The organism is Christiangramia sabulilitoris (genome assembly GCF_007050985.1).
GTDB classification, from domain to species: domain Bacteria; phylum Bacteroidota; class Bacteroidia; order Flavobacteriales; family Flavobacteriaceae; genus Christiangramia; species Christiangramia sabulilitoris.
This window is the reverse complement of record NZ_VHSF01000001.1, coordinates 295,832-313,897: the sequence shown is the minus strand read 5'-3', so window position 1 is coordinate 313,897 and position 18,066 is coordinate 295,832. Positions and strand designations below refer to the sequence as shown.

Below are 18,066 nucleotides of genomic sequence, written 5' to 3'. Positions count from 1 at the left end.
AAATTTGGGCAAATTTATTCAATTCGCTTAGAATACAATATTTATTTAGGCTTTTTATAGATTTATATTTCTTTTGAATTCTTAAGTTTATAAGAGCATAGATTCAGAATTACAGGAACATGAAAATACTCACAGCTAAGCAACTTGCTAATGCAGATAAAGTGACCTTGGAAAAGCAGGATATAACCTCTGAAGAATTGATGGAAAGAGCTGCAACCCTGGTTTTTAATGAAATTCATAACAGGTTGCAGGGCGCACCTATACCTATTAAAATTTTCTGTGGGATAGGAAATAATGGAGGTGATGGTCTTGTTATAGCCCGGCATTTAATTCAACATGGTTATCATGTTACTGTTTTCGTAGTGAATTACAGTGATAAGAGATCTGATGATTTTCTGGCTAATTATGATAAGCTAAAGGAAGTCACCCGTGACTGGCCGCAATTGATAAAAAAAACTGATGATTTTCCAGAAATTAACACTGGTGACTTTGTGATCGATGCCATGTTCGGGATTGGTTTAAACCGGCCTATTAAAGGCTGGCTGGCAGATCTGGTTGAATTAATAAATAAATCCCAGGCCTTTATTTTAGCTATAGATATGCCCAGTGGATTATTTTCAGACAAAATTCCCGGTAATGATGCGGCAGTAATTAAAGCTAATTTCACTTTAAGCTTCCAGGCGCCAAAATTGGTTTTTTTCTTACCGGAAACTATGGATTACGTAGGAGATCTTCAGATCCTGGATATAGGATTAGATCGGGAATTCCTGTCAAATATTCAGTCTAAAGTTTACCTGGTAGGGCAGGAGGAAGCTTTAAGTTTATATAAACCACGTAAAGCGAACTCCCATAAAGGTGATTATGGTCATGCCCTGATCGTTGGGGGAAGTTATGGTAAAATTGGCAGCGTCCTACTCACCGCAACCAGTGCATTGAAAACCGGGAGTGGCCTCTGCAGTTTATATATTCCAAAATGTGGTTATCACGCTCTGCAGACGGGATTACCGGAGGCAATGGTCCTCACCGATGAAGGGGAGGAATTATTAAGCAGCTTTCCTGCAGACTTTACTTCAGATGTGGTGTGCTTTGGAATGGGTGCCGGAACTGCAAATGAGACTGTAGAAGCTCTCAGGGAACTTTTGGAGAATACCAATTCACCGATGGTTATAGATGCAGATGGCTTGAATATATTATCTAAAAACCGTGACCTGTTGAATTTGCTGCCGAAGAATTCTGTGCTTACCCCGCACCCCGGCGAGCTTAAGAGGTTAATTGGGGATTGGGCAGATGATTTTGATAAACTGGAGAAAGTCAGGGATTTTAGCAGGAAGTACGGTCTGACGATAGTAGTTAAGGGAGCGCATAGTTTTACCATAGACCGGGAAGAAACTTATATTAATAATTCCGGAAATCCTGGGATGGCCACGGCCGGAAGTGGCGATGTATTATCTGGGGTAATTGCTTCTTTGATTGGCCAGGGCTATGAACCGGTTTCAGCAGCCGTTCTGGGGGTTTTTCTTCACGGCTCAGCCGGTGATATTGCAGCCTCAAAAATTGGTTATGAAAGTGTGCTCGCGGGTGATATTGCTAAAAATATAGGAAAAGCGATTCGGGATCTTTTTCAGGAACCAGTGCACGATTCTGAAAAAAATTAAGAATTGTTGAATATTTAATATTTTAAACCTCGAATTATTTGGAATCTTATTATCGAAGTAGGATTTTTGCAGACCTTAATTCTCTAATTAGATAAAATGCAAAATCATCATTATATAAGTTCCGCAGTTTTAGATCTAGAACAGATACATGATATTCTAACCAATGATAAAAAACTGGCTTTAAGTGATGAGTCACGGGTAAATATTCAAAAATCCCGGGAATACCTTAACAAAAAGATCAGGGATAATGATGCTCCGGTTTATGGCATTAATACCGGGTTTGGCGCACTTTGCAACGTGAAGATTACTTCAGAAAAGCTTACCGAGTTGCAGGAAAACCTGGTAAGGTCACACGCATGTGGTACAGGGGATAAAGTGGCGAAACCTGTGATAAGGTTGATGCTTCTGTTAAAAATTCAGTCGTTAAGTTATGGGAATTCAGGGGTAGCTTTGGCTACAGTAGAACGACTTATAGAACTCTACAATCAGGATATCTTACCGGTTATTTATGAGCAGGGTTCACTGGGAGCGTCAGGAGATCTAGCACCTCTTGCGCACCTGGCATTGCCTTTAATTGGTGATGGAGAAGTTTATTATGACAATTCAATAATTTCTGGAGAAGAACTTTTGAGAAAACTCAACTGGCAACCTGTAAAATTACAAAGTAAAGAGGGGCTTGCTCTTCTTAACGGCACACAATTTATGAGCGCGCATGCGGTCTACGCCTTGTTGCAAGCCTACAGGCTATCTTATATGGCAGATTTGATAGGTGCGATCTCTGTAGATGCTTTTGATTGCAATCTGTCTCCCTTTGATGAATTGGTTCACCTGGTAAGGCCTCACCGGGGACAGGTAAAAACTGCTGAAAGAATGAGGAATTTTTTGGAGGGCAGTGAAATTGCCGGTTCAGAAAAAGACAATGTTCAGGATCCTTATTCCTTCCGATGTATTCCTCAGGTTCATGGTGCAAGTAAAGATACTCTAACATTTGTGCGTAGAACGGTGAAAACTGAGATCAATTCAGTTACAGACAATCCTAATATTTTCATTGAAGCAGATAAGATCATTTCCGGGGGCAATTTCCATGGGCAACCATTGGCGCTTGGGCTGGATTATCTGGCTATAGCTCTGGCAGAACTTGCAAATATTTCTGAAAGAAGAACCTATCAGCTGGTTTCCGGCCTCAGGGGACTTCCAAATTTCCTGGTGGAAAATCCCGGCCTTAATAGCGGATTTATGATCCCTCAATATACCGCGGCTAGTATAGTTAGCCAGAATAAACAACTTGCGACCCCGGCATCTGTAGATTCTATCGTTTCATCAAATGGACAGGAAGATCACGTGAGCATGGGAGCTAACAGCGCAACCAAATTACTAAAGGTTGTAGAGAATTTAAATACGGTGCTTGCAATAGAATTGTTCAATGCTTCGCAAGCAATTCATTTCCGGGAACCGGCAAAGACTTCAGAAAAGTTGACCAAGGTTATTGATCAATTCAGGAATGAAGTACCTGTTTTAACTGAAGACAGAACTATGGCTCCTTATATCAAAAAAGCGAAAGCATTTATTAAAAACCTGGAAATTGAAAATTTTCTTGAAGAGTAAATATCAGTGATAAATAAAGTCATAAAAAAAGGCCACTTATTAAAGTGGCCTTTTTATTTATTAAATTATGGTTTAAGATTCCGTTTCCTCTACAGATTTCTCGATATCTATAGTAAGTTCTTTCTTCTCTTCATCCAGATCCATCTTTATCTTGTCACCTTCTTTAACCTTAGAATTAATTATTTCTTCGGCCAGTGCATCTTCGATATACTTCTGGATGGCACGGTTAAGAGGTCGGGCTCCATATTGTTTGTCGAAACCTTTTTCAGCGATAAAGTCTTTCGCTTTATCAGATAGGGTTAGATCGTATCCAAGACCATGTATTCTTTCAAATAACTTGGCCAGTTCGATGTCGATAATCTTATGAATATCTTCACGTTCCAGACTATTAAAAATAACTACATCATCTATCCTGTTAAGAAATTCAGGAGCGAATGCCTTTTTCAATGCGTTTTCGATCACACTTCTGGCATTATCGTCCACCTGTGATTTTTGTGCAGAAGTTCCAAATCCAACTCCCTGCCCAAAATCTTTAAGTTTTCTGGCTCCAATATTAGAGGTCATGATAATAATAGAATTTCTGAAGTCTATTTTTCTACCAAGACTATCGGTTAAATAACCGTCGTCTAATACCTGCAGTAACATGTTGAATACATCAGGATGAGCTTTTTCGACCTCATCAAGAAGAATAACAGCATACGGTTTTCTTCTAACTTTCTCAGTAAGTTGACCACCTTCTTCATAACCAACATATCCTGGAGGTGCACCAATCAAACGTGACACGGCGAACTTCTCCATATATTCGCTCATATCTATCCTGATAAGGGCGTCATCATTGTCGAATAGCTCACGTGCGAGAACTTTTGCTAACTGTGTTTTACCAACACCAGTTTGACCTAGGAATATAAATGATCCAATTGGTTTATTAGGATCTTTAAGTCCAGCCCGGTTACGCTGAATGGCTTTTACAACTTTGCCAACAGCTTCATCCTGGCCAATTACCTTTCCTTTTATTACTGAAGGAAGTTCCACCAGCTTATTGCTTTCAGTTTGTGCGATCCTATTCACAGGAATACCTGTCATCATGGATACCACATCTGCAACACTGTCTTCAGAAACTATTTCTTTGTGCTTCTTGGATTCTTCTTCCCATTTTTCCTGAGCAATTCCAAGTTCCTTTTCAAGATTCTTTTCATCATCCCTTAATTTGGCAGCTTCTTCATATTTCTGCTTTTTAACCACAGAGTTCTTGCTTTCGCGAACTTCTTCCAGCTTCCTTTCCAGTTCAAGAATCTGCTTAGGGACATCGATATTGGTAATATGAACCCTTGATCCAGATTCGTCTAAAGCATCTATCGCTTTATCTGGCAGGAATCTATCTGTCATGTAGCGATTGGTAAGCGTTACACAAGCCTGGATAGCCTCATCTGTATATTGTACATTATGATGCTCCTCGTATTTATTCTTGATATTGTTAAGTATCTCAATTGTTTCCTCTACCGTGGTAGGTTCTACAATTACCTTTTGGAATCTTCTTTCCAGGGCTCCATCCTTCTCAATATACTGTCTGTATTCATCGAGGGTGGTTGCACCTATACATTGAATTTCTCCCCTAGCTAAAGCCGGCTTGAACATATTACTGGCATCCAGACTTCCTGTTGCACCTCCGGCACCTACAATCGTGTGGATCTCATCAATGAAAAGAATTATATCATCGTTCTTTTCCAACTCGTTCATCACCGCTTTCATTCTTTCTTCGAATTGACCGCGATATTTTGTACCTGCCACCAGGCTGGCCAGATCCAGTGTTACCACTCGTTTGTCAAAAAGAATTCTTGAAACTTTACGTTTAACAATTCTCAAAGCAAGACCTTCAGCAATGGCAGATTTACCAACACCGGGTTCTCCTATTAATAGCGGGTTATTCTTTTTACGTCTGCTTAATATCTGTGAAACACGTTCGATCTCTTTTTCACGGCCAACCACAGGATCCAGTTTATCTGCTTCAGCTAAAGCTGTTAGATCTCTTCCGAAGTTATCCAGAACAGGAGTCTTGGATTTCTTGGAAGTTTTACCTGTGCTTCCGCTACCACTAAATGGATTTTCCCTGGTAGCATCATCACCACCATCATCATCTGAAAATGATTCAGCAGACGGGCTATCAGAAAAATCATCTTCATCGCTGGCGATCATATATTTAAATTGATCTTTCACTCCGTCGTAATCTATTTTCAACTTGTTCAGCAATTTAGTTGTGGGATCGTTTTCGTTTCGCAAAATACACAGCAACAGGTGAGCGGTATTAATATTTGAACTCTGGAAAAGCTTTGCTTCCAGAAAAGTCGTTTTTAATGCTCTTTCTGCCTGTCTGGTAAGATGCAGGTTTCGCTTTTCGTTACTAATAGTAACGGTATTTGGGTTTGCGGGGCTTAATATTTCGACTTTACGTCTTAAATGACTTAGATCTACATCCAGTGCGTTCAATATATCTATAGCCTTGCCATCACCATCTCTAAGTAAACCAAGCATAAGATGCTCTGTCCCGATAAAATCGTGACCAAGTCTTAATGCTTCCTCCTTACTGTAAGCAATGACATCCTTTACTCTTGGTGAAAAATTATCATCCATTTTATCTTCCTTTCTCAAAATTTATTTTCACTCGAATAGGTTCAAAAACTGTACCTAATACGGGGTTAGTAGCTAATTGACAAAATTACTTTCAATTAACCAAGCGTAAAATAGTGAACTTATTAACCAAAACACAATAAAAATTTGTTAATAAAAAGAAGTCGTTCACAGTATAGGATGCGCTACAAAGAAGGATAAAATATGTAAATTGCCCCTTAGATTTTTTGAGATAAACTAAAATTTTAAGTATGGCTGAAGGAGAAAAGCTAATTCCTATCAACATTGAAGATGAAATGAAATCAGCCTACATCGATTACTCGATGTCGGTCATTGTGTCACGTGCGTTACCAGATGTGCGTGATGGTTTAAAGCCGGTTCACAGAAGAGTTTTGTTCGGTATGTACGAACTTGGAGTTCTTTCGAACCGGGCCTATAAAAAATCTGCGAGAATCGTAGGGGAAGTACTGGGTAAGTATCACCCACACGGGGATTCTTCTGTTTATGACACCATGGTTAGGATGGCCCAGCACTGGAGTATGAGGTATATGCTTGTGGATGGCCAGGGTAACTTTGGATCTGTTGATGGTGATAGCCCTGCAGCGATGCGTTATACTGAGGCGCGTATGCGTAAAATCAGTGAAGACATGCTTGCCGATCTTGATAAGGAAACGGTAGATACACAGCTTAACTTTGATGATTCCCTTAGCGAACCGGTAGTAATGCCTACACGGGTTCCAAACCTTTTAGTGAACGGAGCCAGTGGTATTGCTGTAGGTATGGCCACGAACATGCCTCCTCATAACCTTTCTGAAGTTATTGATGGTACGATTGCCTATATTGAAAATCACGATATTGAGATCGATGAGCTAATACAATTTATTAAGGCACCAGATTTTCCAACAGGAGGTATCATATATGGATATGATGGAGTAAAGGAAGCTTTTAAAACCGGGAGAGGCCGTATCGTAATGCGAGCGAAATCCCATATGGAAGAAATAAACGGCAGGGAATACCTTGTAGTTACTGAAATTCCATACCAGGTAAACAAGGCCGATATGATCAAGAAAACGGCCGACCTTGTCAACGATAAAAAGATTGAAGGTATAAGTCTTATCCGGGATGAATCAGATCGTAATGGTATGAGGATAGTATACCAGTTGAAGAGAGATGCTATTCCTAATATTGTACTTAACACCCTTTTTAAACATACGGCTTTACAGTCTTCCTTCAGTGTAAATAATATTGCTCTGGTAAATGGAAGACCGGAGATGCTGAATCTGAAAGACCTTATTTATCACTTTGTAGAGCACAGGCACGATGTAGTGGTTCGTCGTACAGAGTATGAACTAAGAAAAGCGAAAGAAAGAGCTCATATTCTTGAAGGTTTGATCATTGCATCAGATAATATAGATGAAGTGATTGCCTTGATAAGATCCTCTTCCAATGCTGACGAAGCCAGGACTAAATTGATGGAACGTTTTGAGCTTTCAGAAATTCAGGCCAAGGCGATTGTTGAAATGAGGTTGAGACAGCTTACCGGTCTTGAGCAGGATAAGTTAAGAGCTGAGTATGACGAAATATTAAAAACTATTGAAGATCTTGAAGATATTCTTGCTCGCAAAGAGCGTAGAATGGAAGTGATCAAAGAAGAGCTGGTTGAGATCAAGGAAAAATATGGTGATGAAAGACGTTCCCAGATAGAATACGCCGGAGGAGACCTTAGTATTGAGGATATGATCCCTGATGAAAAGGTGGTAATTACTATATCTCATGCCGGTTATATCAAAAGGACCTCACTTTCAGAATATAAAACCCAGAACAGGGGAGGAGTTGGACAAAAAGGCTCTAATACCAGGAACGAAGATTTTCTTGAGTATTTATTCGTAGGAACTAATCACCAGTATATGCTATTCTTTACACAGAATGGTAAATGTTACTGGATGAGGGTTTATGAAATTCCTGAGGGTAGTAAAGCCTCTAAAGGAAGGGCTATCCAAAACCTTATAAATATTGAGCCGGAAGATAAAGTGAATGCATTTATCTGTACCCAGGATCTAAAAGATGAGGATTATGTTAATGATCATTTCGTGATCATGGCAACTAAAAAAGGTCAGGTTAAGAAAACCAGACTGGAAAAATATTCCCGTCCAAGAACCAATGGTATCAATGCAATCTCTATTAAGGAAGGCGACGAACTGCTTGAAGCGAAACTTACCACAGGAAACAGCCAGGTAATGCTTGCGGTAAAGAGTGGTAAGGCTATACGCTTTGAAGAAAGCAAGACCAGGCCAATGGGTAGAAATGCATCCGGGGTTAGAGGGATTACCCTTGCCGATGATAATGATGAAGTGGTAGGAATGATTGCGGTAAATGATTTTGAATCTGATATCCTCGTAGTTTCTGAAAATGGATATGGAAAACGTTCGAGCCTGGAAGATTACAGAATCACCAACCGTGGAGGGAAAGGAGTTAAGACAATATCGGTTACTGAAAAAACAGGACAACTTGTCGCAATTAAAAACGTATCAGATGCAGATGATCTTATGATCATTAATAAATCTGGTATTGTGATAAGAATGGCAGTAGAAGATCTACGTGTTATGGGGCGTGCAACACAAGGAGTTAGACTAATTAATCTTAAAGGGAATGACGCTATTGCAGCAGTAGCCAAAGTTCTTCATGACGAAGATGATCTGGATAACATCGAGGATGCCGATAAGCCCGCAGGTGCCGAAGAACCGGCTAATGGCACAACTATTGCAGAAGATAGTGAAGAATAAAATTTAAAAACCAAAACAACGATGAAGACTAATATTTTGACAGCAGCTGCCGTGTCATTTCTAACTATGACCGCCGTTGCACAAAAAGATCAGGTAAAAAACGCTGAAGACGCACTGGAAGACGGTAATTATGCCGAGGCTAAAGCGCAATTAAAGATCGCTGAGCCAAATCTTGGAGAGCTTAATAGTAAGTGGACTGAGAATTTCTACTTATATAAAGGTAAAGCGTATATGGCTGATGGAACCAGTGCATCTGGTGAGGATCTTAAAACTGCCGCAGAAGCTTTTCAAAAAGCAGCAGAAATGGGTAGTGATGAGGCTAATGAAGCTTTGGCTTCCTTGAAAAACAATCTAATCCAGAGCGCTATAGCAGATCAGAATAGTCAGGATTATGCTGCGGCCGCAGATAAATTGTATACGAGTTATGAACTTAGTAAGCAAGACACGATTTATCTTTACTATGCTGCCAATAATATGGTACAGGCAAAGGAATATGATAAAGCCGTAGAATATCTTGAAACTCTTAATGAGTTGGATTATGATGGTTCTGGCAAAGCTTATACCGCTGTGAATATTGAAACTGGGGAAAGAGAAAACCTGGGTTCTCAGCAGCAAATGGATCTAATGGTAAAAACCAATCAATATAAAGAACCACAGGTTGAGGAAATTCCTTCTAAAAAAGGGGAAATTGCCCAGCTTATAGCGAGAATCTACATCAGCCAGGAGCAATATGACAAAGCTGTTTCTGCCATGGATAAAGCAAAAGCTACCAACCCGGACGATATTGGGTTATTGCAGGCTGAAGCTAATATGTACTATCAGATGGGAGAAAAGGATAAAGCAAGAGAAATCCTGGAAGAGGTTGCTGCAAAAGATCCTTCAGATCCGGCTACCTTTAACAACATTGGTTTAATGTATGCAGAGATCAATGATGAAGAAAAAGCTATCGAGTTTTACAAAAAGGCGTTAGAAAAAGATCCTGAATTTAACGAGGCCAGAGTAAACATGATTGCAGCGAAATTATCGGCTGAAAAAGCGATTATTGAAGAAATGAATAGCCTTGGTATGAGTAAGAAAGATAATGCACGTTATGATGAGCTTGATGCCCAAAGGAAGGAACTGTATAAAGAAGTTCTTCCAGACCTTGAAAAAGCGATGGAAGTAGATCCTGATAATATGAGCATCATTCAGACTGCCATGAATCTTTATTCTAATTTAGGTAACCAGGAGAAAGTAGAAGAACTAAAAGCTAAGATGTAATTAGTACAAAGCTTAATAAATAAAAAATCCCGCTGAATTTCAGCGGGATTTTTTATTTCTAAAAACCTGGTGATTAAATTATTTTTTTAATCACCCTGAGTTTATGTGTATGCCTTCGCAATTCTGAATTAAAGATTCCGGAATGGTCGATGCGATCCACACGAACCTTTCCGTCCACATGTATTATATAATTGTCCTTCATCATTATACCCACATGGTTAATAACACCATCATTATCATCGAAAAAAGCCAGATCTCCCGGTTCGCTCTCTTCGATAAAACTAAGAGCTTCACCCTGCTTCGCCTGCTCAGAGGCATTCCTCTTTATCCTAAATCCATTTAGTTTATAAACAGTCTGGGTAAAACCGCTGTTATCTATACCAAAAGGACTTTTACCACCCCAGATATGAGGTGAATTTAAATAAAGAATGGCCGTATCTATCAGGTTCTCTTTTTTTGAAGGGCATAGCCGGGTTCTTTCACCCTCATAAGCATGTCCTAAATTTCCAGCGAAATTCAGTACAGATCCAAGGGAAATAGGCATTAAAAGACCACTTTCGTCGGTTATGTATTCAATGAGATCTGAAGAAAGCTGAAGTTCACTCTCTTCCAGAGAATCATAATCAGCTTCTTCAATTTTTTTATACTGCTTTTTGTCTATCCAGGCCTCAAATCCATCAAATGAATTTCTGATCCTGCTCCAGTGAAGCCTGTCTTCCAGGATCTTGAAATGTTCGCCATATAATAACTGGGAAACCATTTCGCTTTCATGGGACGCAGATAACCTGAGCGGTACAATACTTAAATGGCAAATACCGTATTGCATTAATTTCTCTTATTCAATTTTAGGAATTACGTTCAATGACCATTGCAGAAGCACCTCCACCACCATTACAGATAGCAGCCGCACCTATTTTTGCGTCATTTTGTTCGAGAACGCTCAAAAGAGTTATTAGAATTCTAACTCCGCTACAGCCAAGAGGATGTCCAAGGGAAACAGCTCCACCATTTACATTCGTGTTGGAGTCGTTGAGTCCTAAAATTTTCATATTAGCCAGGCCAACTACCGCAAATGCTTCATTAAATTCAAAGAAATCCACTTCGTCCATTTTAATTCCTGCCTTTGCTATGGCTTTAGGCAGAGCTTTTGAAGGCGCGGTGGTAAACCATTTTGGCTCTGTTGCAGCATCGGCAAAACTTTTGATCGTGGCCAAAGGTTTAAGGCCAAGTTCTTCAGCTTTTTCTTTGCTCATTAAAACCACGGCTCCCGCTCCATCATTGATAGTAGAGGCATTTGCAGCTGTTACTGTCCCTTCCTTAGAAAAAGCAGGTCTTAGAGAGGCAATTTTGTCCATACGAATATTCTTGAACTCCTCGTCCTCCTTTATTACTATAGGGTCACCTTTTCTTTGTGGAACTTCAACCGGTACTACTTCATTATCAAATTTTCCATCTTTCCAGGCTTGAGCTGATCTTTCGTAAGACTGGATAGCGAATTTATCCTGATCTTCCCTGGAGAAATTATGTTCAGAAGCACAGAGGTCTGCACATACGCCCATGGCATTATGATCATAAGCATCTACTAGACCGTCTTTTTGCATTCCGTCTTCAAGAGTTGCAGGTCCAAACTTCTTTCCATTTCTCATATGTACATAATGCGGAATAAGGCTCATATTTTCCATCCCGCCGGCAACAACTATAGAGGTGTCTCCTAACATGATAGATTGTGCACCTTGCATAACGGCCTTCATACCGCTGGCACATACTTTATTTACTGTGGTACAGGGTACACTATCCGGGATCCCGGCACCTAGAGAAGCTTGTCGCGCAGGAGCCTGTCCAACCCCGGCCTGAACTACATTACCCATCAAAACCTCATCTACCATTTCTGGTTTCAGATTTATTTTATCTAATGCTCCTTTAATGGCAATAGATCCTAATTTTGTTGCGGGAATGCTTGATAAGCTACCCAGGAAACTCCCTATCGGAGTTCTCGCAGCGCTTACTATTACTACTTCTTTATTCATGGTTTAAGTTTAATTTATTCGAGTGTTGCGAAGTTAGTGATTTTATAAGGAATTAAATAACCTAAGCCCAGTCAGACCTATTTTTACTACATTTGAACATTACCTGAATCTATATGAGCGATTTCGTTAATAAGCTATACAAAAATCAGGCGCTTTTTTATAAAGTTTTCCTGTTTGTGCTTACCTCAGTATTAATCGTTTACCTGCTTCCGAAAGGCGGTAAATTTAAATACGACATTCCAAAAGGCAAACCGTGGCAGTATGAAAATCTTTATGCTCCATTTGATTTTGCCATTCTTAAAACCGATGAGGAAATTGCAGCCGAACGCCAGGATATAACGAGAACCCACATTCCTTATTATAATTTTAATACGGAAAAACCTGAAGTCGTTAAAAAGGATGCCCTGCAGGAAGTTCAAAACGTATTTGCAGACACAACGTTACAGGTTTATGAGACTATAATTGATGATTTTGTAGCCGAAACGGTAGACAGAATTTATGAGTTTGGCCTTCTTCAGGAAAGCGAACGCCTGGGGCCAGACCAGTTAGTATACTTGCTTAAAGGTAATGAAGCTTCAGAAATCGCCTATAAGCGAATTTTGAAACAAGGGGAGATAAGGAGTTTTATAAGTGATGAAATTACCGATGCGGGATTTTCATCATTTAAGACCGAATTGCTTGAGGTCTTCTTTAATTCCATAGAACCTAATGTAACTTTCAATAATCAACTTACCCAAAAAGAACTTCAAAGCAAGCTGAATAATATTTCCTATACCCGTGGTATCATAGAGCAGGGAAGCCGGATCATTGCCAAAGGAGAGGTTGTGGAAGGTAATAAATACAATATCCTGAGGTCGCTCAAGGCAGAATATGAATCCCAGGTGTGGAGTAAATCAAATTATAACTGGATCATAGTTGGGTATAGTACTTTGGTGGCACTTGCGCTCTTAATGCTTTTGCTGTTCATTAGAAAATACCGGAACACCATTTTCGAAAATAACGTTAAGGTTACGTTCATTTTTTTCAATATTATTTTTATGGTGATGCTAACCACCCTGGTGGTGAATTTTAATATTGATTATGTTTATGTAGTTCCTTTATGTATTCTGCCGCTCACCCTGAAAGCCTTTTTCGACGCCAGGCTGGGGTTGTTCACGCATGTTGTCACCGTATTGTTACTCGGTTTTATAGTTCCAAATAGTTACGAGTATATGTTCTTGCAGATCATCGCCGGGATCGTGACTATACTTACCGTTAGCGAATTATATAAAAGAGCAAACCTGTTCATTTCTGTGGGGCAGATCACTCTGGTATATATCATTGCCTATTTTGCATTTACGGTTATTCAGGAGGGGAATATAGATGATATGAAACCTGAGGTATTCCTGACCTTTTTACTGGGTGGACTGGCCACCTTATTTGTTCAGCCACTTATCTATGTCTATGAAAAGATCTTCGGGATGGTAAGTGATATGTCTTTACTGGAGCTTTCTGATACCAATTCGAGGCTGCTAAAAGAACTGGCTGAAAAAGCTCCAGGAACCTTTCATCATAGCCTTAATGTTGCCAATCTTGCTGAAGCAGCAGCTAACGAGATCAACGCCAATGCAATGCTGGCGAGGGTAGGGGCATTATATCATGATATTGGTAAAATGCAGAATCCTACTTATTTTACTGAAAATCAAACGACCTCGGTAAATTCTCATGATGAACTTGCACCCAGGGAAAGCGCACAGATTATTATAGATCATGTTATCACCGGTATTGAAATTGCCAAAAAAAATAATCTGCCAGACAGGGTTATAGATTTTATAAGAACGCATCACGGGACCAGTACTGTATACTACTTCTTCAAGAAAGAAAAAGAGGCTAATAAGGATGTTTCGCCAGAAGACTTCAGGTATCCCGGTCCTATCCCGTTTAGTAAGGAGACCGCGATTCTCATGATGTGTGACAGTGTAGAAGCAGCAAGTAAAAGTCTAAAGGAACCAACTTCTGTCCTTATTGATAATTTTGTAGAGAAGATCATCAATAAACAAATGGAGGAAGGTCAGTTCCTTAATTCTAACATAACTTTTAAAGAAATACAGATGGTCAAAAAGATCCTTAAACGCAAGCTTAAGAATATTTATCATCTGCGAATTGAATATCCGGAGTAATTAGTGTAAACCTATAATTTTATGCTCCTTGTCATTGAATTTGAAGGTTTCCCCAACTTTTTTACCTTTCATTTCCTGGTAGATGGGAGCGTCTGTTGATATAGCATATACCGTGCTTCCCTCATCCATTACAATTTTTCCCAACGCTGCAGATATGAAATAATAATTTTCATTGGTTTCTACGATACTTCCAAAATCAACCTGTTCTGTATAATGAGTTTTATCTATGCGGCTAAGTTTCTCCTTCATTTTTCTAGAGTTATCCAGGTATTCGGCATATTTTTCAAAATCCCCCAAAAGTTGACCTTTGGTATCATCTTCATCATAATCTGTATGCGCGTCATTATTTTCCATGGATTCTCTGATCTGTTCCATTTCGTTCTCATACTTTTCTATCTGCCTGTTCACTGTATCCAGGCATTTATAGTATAATTCTTCTTTATTCGCTACCATGATTTTTTCAATTTTTATTTAGAGAAATAAAATTAGTTAAGCATTATTTGCTTATCGAAGAATTAGGAAATATTTAATATCAATCTTCTTTATCCGTTATAGTCTTTGCAATTCCAAATTATAAGTCTGATTGCTTATAAATGTAATTTATAAGTTTTTAAGCTTATTTTTGTATATTTGGATATGATTGCAGTTATCTCAGCAGACCTACTTGCCTCTTCATCCTATCCACATGAGTTAATGGAGCGAGTTCTAGCATCTCTAAACAGGGAATTTGATTTCCTGAAACAAACTTCAGATACAGATCCTGGTTTTAGGATCTTTAGAGGTGATAGTTTTCAGGGAGTGGTACATGATCCTTCCATGGCTTTGCGCGTGGGAATGCAACTAAAAACAGCAATTAACCGTTTGCATTTAAAGCAAAGCGATACCAACAAGGCATTTAAGCGTGAAGCAGATTTAAGAATGGCGATTGGGATAGGCACTTACGATTTTAAACGGGAGTCTATATTGGAATCTAACGGTGAGGCATTTCAGTTTTCCGGGAGGACCCTGGACGAGATGAAAAAAGAAAATAGAAAGTTAAAGCTCAAAACTCCAGACACAGAAATTAATGAGGAATTTAATACCTCTTTTCACCTTTTTGATACGATCTCTGATAAATGGAGTACAGCTTCAGCCGAAGTAATATATTTTCTTTTAAAGGGTTTTAAGGAAACTGAAGTTGCAGACGAACTGGATATTAGCCAGTCTGCAGTAAATCAACGAAAAAAAGCGGCCGGTTGGGATGCAATCGAAGTCCTGTTAACTCGATATCAAAAGGTAATATCTACAAATTTCAAAAATGGATAATAGCGTACTTATTTTATTACAGTTAGTACTTGCCCATATAATTGCAGACTTCGTAATTCAACCTACCAAATGGGTAAGGGCGAAACGGAAATATAAAGCAAGGTCCAAATACCTTTATCTTCACGCTTTCCTTTCCGGATTGTTAACTTTCGTATTTCTAATGCGCCTTGATTGGTGGTATATCGCGGTCTTTATAGCAATTACTCATTTTTTTATAGATCTCTGGAAATTACAGTTTAAGCAGGACAACCTAAAATTGTTTATTTCAGATCAGGCTATGCATTTATTGATGATATTTTTAGCCTGGCTATATCTTACTTCAAATTTCTATCATGTCCTTCCATTCTTGAAAACGACAATGTCCTCAAGTGCTATCCTGGCGGTTATTACTGGTTATCTACTCATTATTTTTCCTGCCGGTTTTTTGATTGGAAAAGCGACCAAAAGATGGCAAAATGAAGTTGAGAATGATCTTCAGAAAAACAGTCTGGACGCTGCAGGAAGGTATATTGGAATCTTTGAAAGGATTCTCGTGCTAACTTTTATTCTTACCCTTAATTTTTCCGCAATCGGATTTTTAATTGCCGCAAAATCCATTCTTAGATTCAGCGACAAGTCTGAGACCGGTGCGAGAAAGCAAACGGAATATGTACTCATAGGAACACTAATGAGTTTTACGATCACCATAGCCATCGGGCTTTTAGTAAACCATATCGCGTTCTAAAAGCTGAATATTACTTTGCAATCGCTCTTTAACGATATTCATCATTCTTTTATTCAATGCTGATGAATTCTTGATATACCGCTCATATTCTTCTAGGGTGAACTGACCTATCATCATACCCTTTAAGCTATTCCTGAACTTAATATCCTTTTGTATAGTGTTAGCTATATATTTTAAACGGTTGTCCAGATTGAGCTCATAGAATTTATTCTTGTGCTTGGTAATATAATTTCGGAAAGCTGCCAATAATAATCCATCCTGTAGTTTGGCGATGGGTCGGAGGGTTTCGTTTTGAAAACGTTCATCTGGATTCATGTTTTCAGAAATTTTTGCGGAAGGGATCTCAGGCCTGAGCTCCTTTAGGTTAATATCTCTTGGGTTCATGGCGCGTATTGTTTCTTAAATTTAATTAATAAATGGCACACATTAACTGTGCCTAGATGAGACTTTTAAACCGGTTATAAACATTCTCGCGTTAAATCTGTCTTAATCGCCATTTTATCTCGTTTTCGTCTTATTATATTTAAAATAAAAGCTTAAGACGAATTAGATATGATAGAATCTATAAATCCATATACCGGGGAGGCTTTAGAAAAATTTAAAGAACTCACCAAAGCTGAAATCGAAACAGCACTAGAGAATGCACATAATAGATTTAAATCCTGGCGAAAGACCAGCTTTAAGGAACGGGCTGGATTAATGAAAAAAGCTGCCCGGGAGCTAAAGGATAATAAGGAAGAATATGCCAGAGATATTTCCCTGGAAATGGGTAAGCCTATTACCCAATCTATTGCTGAAATTGAAAAATGCGCCTGGGTCTGCGAGTATTATGCAGAAAATGCAGAAAAGCATTTATCACCTCGTAATATTAAAACCGATGCATCCAAAAGTTATGTTCGCTACGAACCAATTGGGGTAGTGCTCGCTGTGATGCCCTGGAACTATCCGTTCTGGCAGGTATTCAGATTTGCAGCACCCGCGCTAATGGCCGGGAATATTGGTGTCCTGAAACACGCCAGTAATGTGATGCGATCTGCCAACAACATCCAGAAAGTATTTGAAAGAGCTGGTTTTCCAGAATCCTGTTTTCAGAATCTGGTTCTAAGCAGTAGTAAAATTGAGGATATCATCAAAGACAAGCGCATAAAAGCGGTGACTCTTACCGGTAGTAAACCGGCAGGAGCAGCTGTAGCGTCCACCGCAAGTAATGAAATAAAAAAGTCTGTTCTGGAACTGGGAGGCAGTAATGCGTTATTGGTTTTTAAAGATGCAGATATTGCAGAAAGCGTTAAAACATGTGTGCAGGCGAGATTTCAGAATACCGGGCAAAGCTGTATTGCCGGTAAAAGATTAATTCTTCACGAAAGTATTGCTGAAGAATTTTTAGACCAATTCCTTCTCCAGGTGCGGGAATTGAAGAGCGGAGACCCGCTCGAAGAAGATACTTATATCGGTACACTGGCCAGGGTAGACCTTGCTGAAGACCTGGAGAAACAAATTAAGGAATCTGTAAAGGCAGGTGCTAAGATCGTCCTGGGTGGAAAAAGGGATGGTGCCTATATTGAACCAACCGTTCTAACCGGGGTAACCCCTGAGATGAGCATGTTTAAGGAGGAAACCTTTGGACCAGCCATAGGAGTGACCACATTTAAGACCAGCGAAGAAGCTATAGACCTGGTAAATCAATCAGACTTTGGATTAGGTGTTTCTGTATTTACCGAAAATCTGGATTTTGCAGAAAAGATTATTCCCGAATTTGAGGATGGGGCCGTTTTTGTAAATGAGCTGGTGAAAAGTGATCCCAGGCTGCCTTTTGGTGGTACCAAAATATCTGGTTATGGCAGAGAGCTCTCCGCAGACGGGATTCAAGAATTCGTGAATAAAAAGACCGTTTATTTTAAATGAAATTAAAATCTCCGGCTT

13 protein-coding genes are annotated in these 18,066 nt (G+C 39.3%); 8 read left to right on the top strand and 5 right to left on the bottom strand.

All coding sequences use genetic code 11. The annotated features are described in order from the left end of the window. Positions 1-119: 119 nt before the first annotated feature. Both FGM01_RS01380 and hutH read left to right on the top strand, forming a co-directional pair. Positions 120-1,655 (top strand): NAD(P)H-hydrate dehydratase, encoded by a 1,536-nt coding sequence (locus FGM01_RS01380; RefSeq protein WP_143409328.1) that lies wholly within the window; start codon positions 120-122, stop codon positions 1,653-1,655. Between the two features lie 96 nt (positions 1,656-1,751). Then, on the top strand, positions 1,752-3,260 hold the full coding sequence (hutH, locus tag FGM01_RS01375) for a histidine ammonia-lyase (protein WP_143409327.1): 1,509 nt from the start codon (positions 1,752-1,754) through the stop codon (positions 3,258-3,260). A gap of 72 nt (positions 3,261-3,332) precedes the next feature. Here hutH and FGM01_RS01370 read toward each other — a convergent pair whose 3' ends face one another. Further along, complete coding sequence (locus tag FGM01_RS01370) at positions 3,333-5,888, bottom strand: ATP-dependent Clp protease ATP-binding subunit (protein ID WP_143410325.1); 2,556 nt, start codon at positions 5,886-5,888, stop codon at positions 3,333-3,335. Between the two features lie 248 nt (positions 5,889-6,136). Between FGM01_RS01370 and gyrA the strand changes: the two genes are divergently transcribed. Both gyrA and FGM01_RS01360 read left to right on the top strand, forming a co-directional pair. Further along, the gene (gene gyrA, locus FGM01_RS01365; RefSeq protein ID WP_143409326.1) at positions 6,137-8,668 is read left to right on the top strand and encodes a DNA gyrase subunit A; all 2,532 of its coding nucleotides are present in this window, start codon (positions 6,137-6,139) and stop codon (positions 8,666-8,668) included. Between the two features lie 21 nt (positions 8,669-8,689). Continuing rightward, on the top strand, positions 8,690-9,928 hold the full coding sequence (locus FGM01_RS01360) for a tetratricopeptide repeat protein (protein WP_143409325.1): 1,239 nt from the start codon (positions 8,690-8,692) through the stop codon (positions 9,926-9,928). A gap of 73 nt (positions 9,929-10,001) precedes the next feature. Here FGM01_RS01360 and FGM01_RS01355 read toward each other — a convergent pair whose 3' ends face one another. Continuing rightward, complete coding sequence (locus FGM01_RS01355) at positions 10,002-10,754, bottom strand: C40 family peptidase (protein WP_143409324.1); 753 nt, start codon at positions 10,752-10,754, stop codon at positions 10,002-10,004. A 19-nt stretch (positions 10,755-10,773) separates the two neighbouring features. Then, positions 10,774-11,955 carry an acetyl-CoA C-acyltransferase gene (locus tag FGM01_RS01350; RefSeq protein ID WP_143409323.1) on the bottom strand — a complete coding sequence of 394 codons (1,182 nt, stop codon included), beginning with the start codon at positions 11,953-11,955 and terminating at the stop codon, positions 10,774-10,776. A 113-nt stretch (positions 11,956-12,068) separates the two neighbouring features. Here FGM01_RS01350 and FGM01_RS01345 point away from each other — a divergent pair, with 113 nt between their 5' ends. After that, a complete protein-coding gene (locus FGM01_RS01345) occupies positions 12,069-14,114 on the top strand; it encodes an HD family phosphohydrolase (RefSeq protein ID WP_143409322.1) in 2,046 nt (681 codons plus the stop codon). On the opposite strand, the gene FGM01_RS01340 is transcribed toward FGM01_RS01345, so the two are convergent. Further along, positions 14,115-14,567 carry a transcription elongation factor gene (locus tag FGM01_RS01340; RefSeq protein ID WP_143409321.1) on the bottom strand — a complete coding sequence of 151 codons (453 nt, stop codon included), beginning with the start codon at positions 14,565-14,567 and terminating at the stop codon, positions 14,115-14,117. A gap of 183 nt (positions 14,568-14,750) precedes the next feature. Here FGM01_RS01340 and FGM01_RS01335 point away from each other — a divergent pair, with 183 nt between their 5' ends. Together FGM01_RS01335 and FGM01_RS01330 are read left to right on the top strand one after the other, a co-directional pair. Beyond that, entirely contained in the window at positions 14,751-15,419 is a 669-nt protein-coding gene (locus FGM01_RS01335) for a hypothetical protein (RefSeq protein ID WP_143409320.1), read from the top strand. Continuing rightward, positions 15,412-16,143 (top strand): DUF3307 domain-containing protein, encoded by a 732-nt coding sequence (locus tag FGM01_RS01330; protein ID WP_143409319.1) that lies wholly within the window; start codon positions 15,412-15,414, stop codon positions 16,141-16,143. Before FGM01_RS01335 ends, FGM01_RS01330 begins: the two co-directional genes overlap by 8 nt. Here FGM01_RS01330 and FGM01_RS01325 read toward each other — a convergent pair. Next, the gene (locus tag FGM01_RS01325; protein ID WP_143409318.1) at positions 16,120-16,527 is read right to left on the bottom strand and encodes a glyoxalase; all 408 of its coding nucleotides are present in this window, start codon (positions 16,525-16,527) and stop codon (positions 16,120-16,122) included. The two genes, FGM01_RS01330 and FGM01_RS01325, sit on opposite strands and share 24 nt — an antisense overlap. A gap of 168 nt (positions 16,528-16,695) precedes the next feature. On the opposite strand from FGM01_RS01325, the gene FGM01_RS01320 reads away from it, so the two are divergent. Then, the gene (locus FGM01_RS01320) at positions 16,696-18,048 is read left to right on the top strand and encodes an NAD-dependent succinate-semialdehyde dehydrogenase (protein ID WP_143409317.1); all 1,353 of its coding nucleotides are present in this window, start codon (positions 16,696-16,698) and stop codon (positions 18,046-18,048) included. Positions 18,049-18,066 lie beyond the last annotated feature (18 nt).

Coding starts and splice junctions, on each gene's coding strand:
- FGM01_RS01380 (WP_143409328.1), top strand. CDS start 120: ATGAAAATACTCACAGCTAAGCAACTTGCTAATGCAGATAAAGTGACC.
- hutH (WP_143409327.1), top strand. CDS start 1,752: ATGCAAAATCATCATTATATAAGTTCCGCAGTTTTAGATCTAGAACAG.
- FGM01_RS01370 (WP_143410325.1), bottom strand. CDS start 5,888: ATGGATGATAATTTTTCACCAAGAGTAAAGGATGTCATTGCTTACAGT.
- gyrA (WP_143409326.1), top strand. CDS start 6,137: ATGGCTGAAGGAGAAAAGCTAATTCCTATCAACATTGAAGATGAAATG.
- FGM01_RS01360 (WP_143409325.1), top strand. CDS start 8,690: ATGAAGACTAATATTTTGACAGCAGCTGCCGTGTCATTTCTAACTATG.
- FGM01_RS01355 (WP_143409324.1), bottom strand. CDS start 10,754: ATGCAATACGGTATTTGCCATTTAAGTATTGTACCGCTCAGGTTATCT.
- FGM01_RS01350 (WP_143409323.1), bottom strand. CDS start 11,955: ATGAATAAAGAAGTAGTAATAGTAAGCGCTGCGAGAACTCCGATAGGG.
- FGM01_RS01345 (WP_143409322.1), top strand. CDS start 12,069: ATGAGCGATTTCGTTAATAAGCTATACAAAAATCAGGCGCTTTTTTAT.
- FGM01_RS01340 (WP_143409321.1), bottom strand. CDS start 14,567: ATGGTAGCGAATAAAGAAGAATTATACTATAAATGCCTGGATACAGTG.
- FGM01_RS01335 (WP_143409320.1), top strand. CDS start 14,751: ATGATTGCAGTTATCTCAGCAGACCTACTTGCCTCTTCATCCTATCCA.
- FGM01_RS01330 (WP_143409319.1), top strand. CDS start 15,412: ATGGATAATAGCGTACTTATTTTATTACAGTTAGTACTTGCCCATATA.
- FGM01_RS01325 (WP_143409318.1), bottom strand. CDS start 16,527: ATGAACCCAAGAGATATTAACCTAAAGGAGCTCAGGCCTGAGATCCCT.
- FGM01_RS01320 (WP_143409317.1), top strand. CDS start 16,696: ATGATAGAATCTATAAATCCATATACCGGGGAGGCTTTAGAAAAATTT.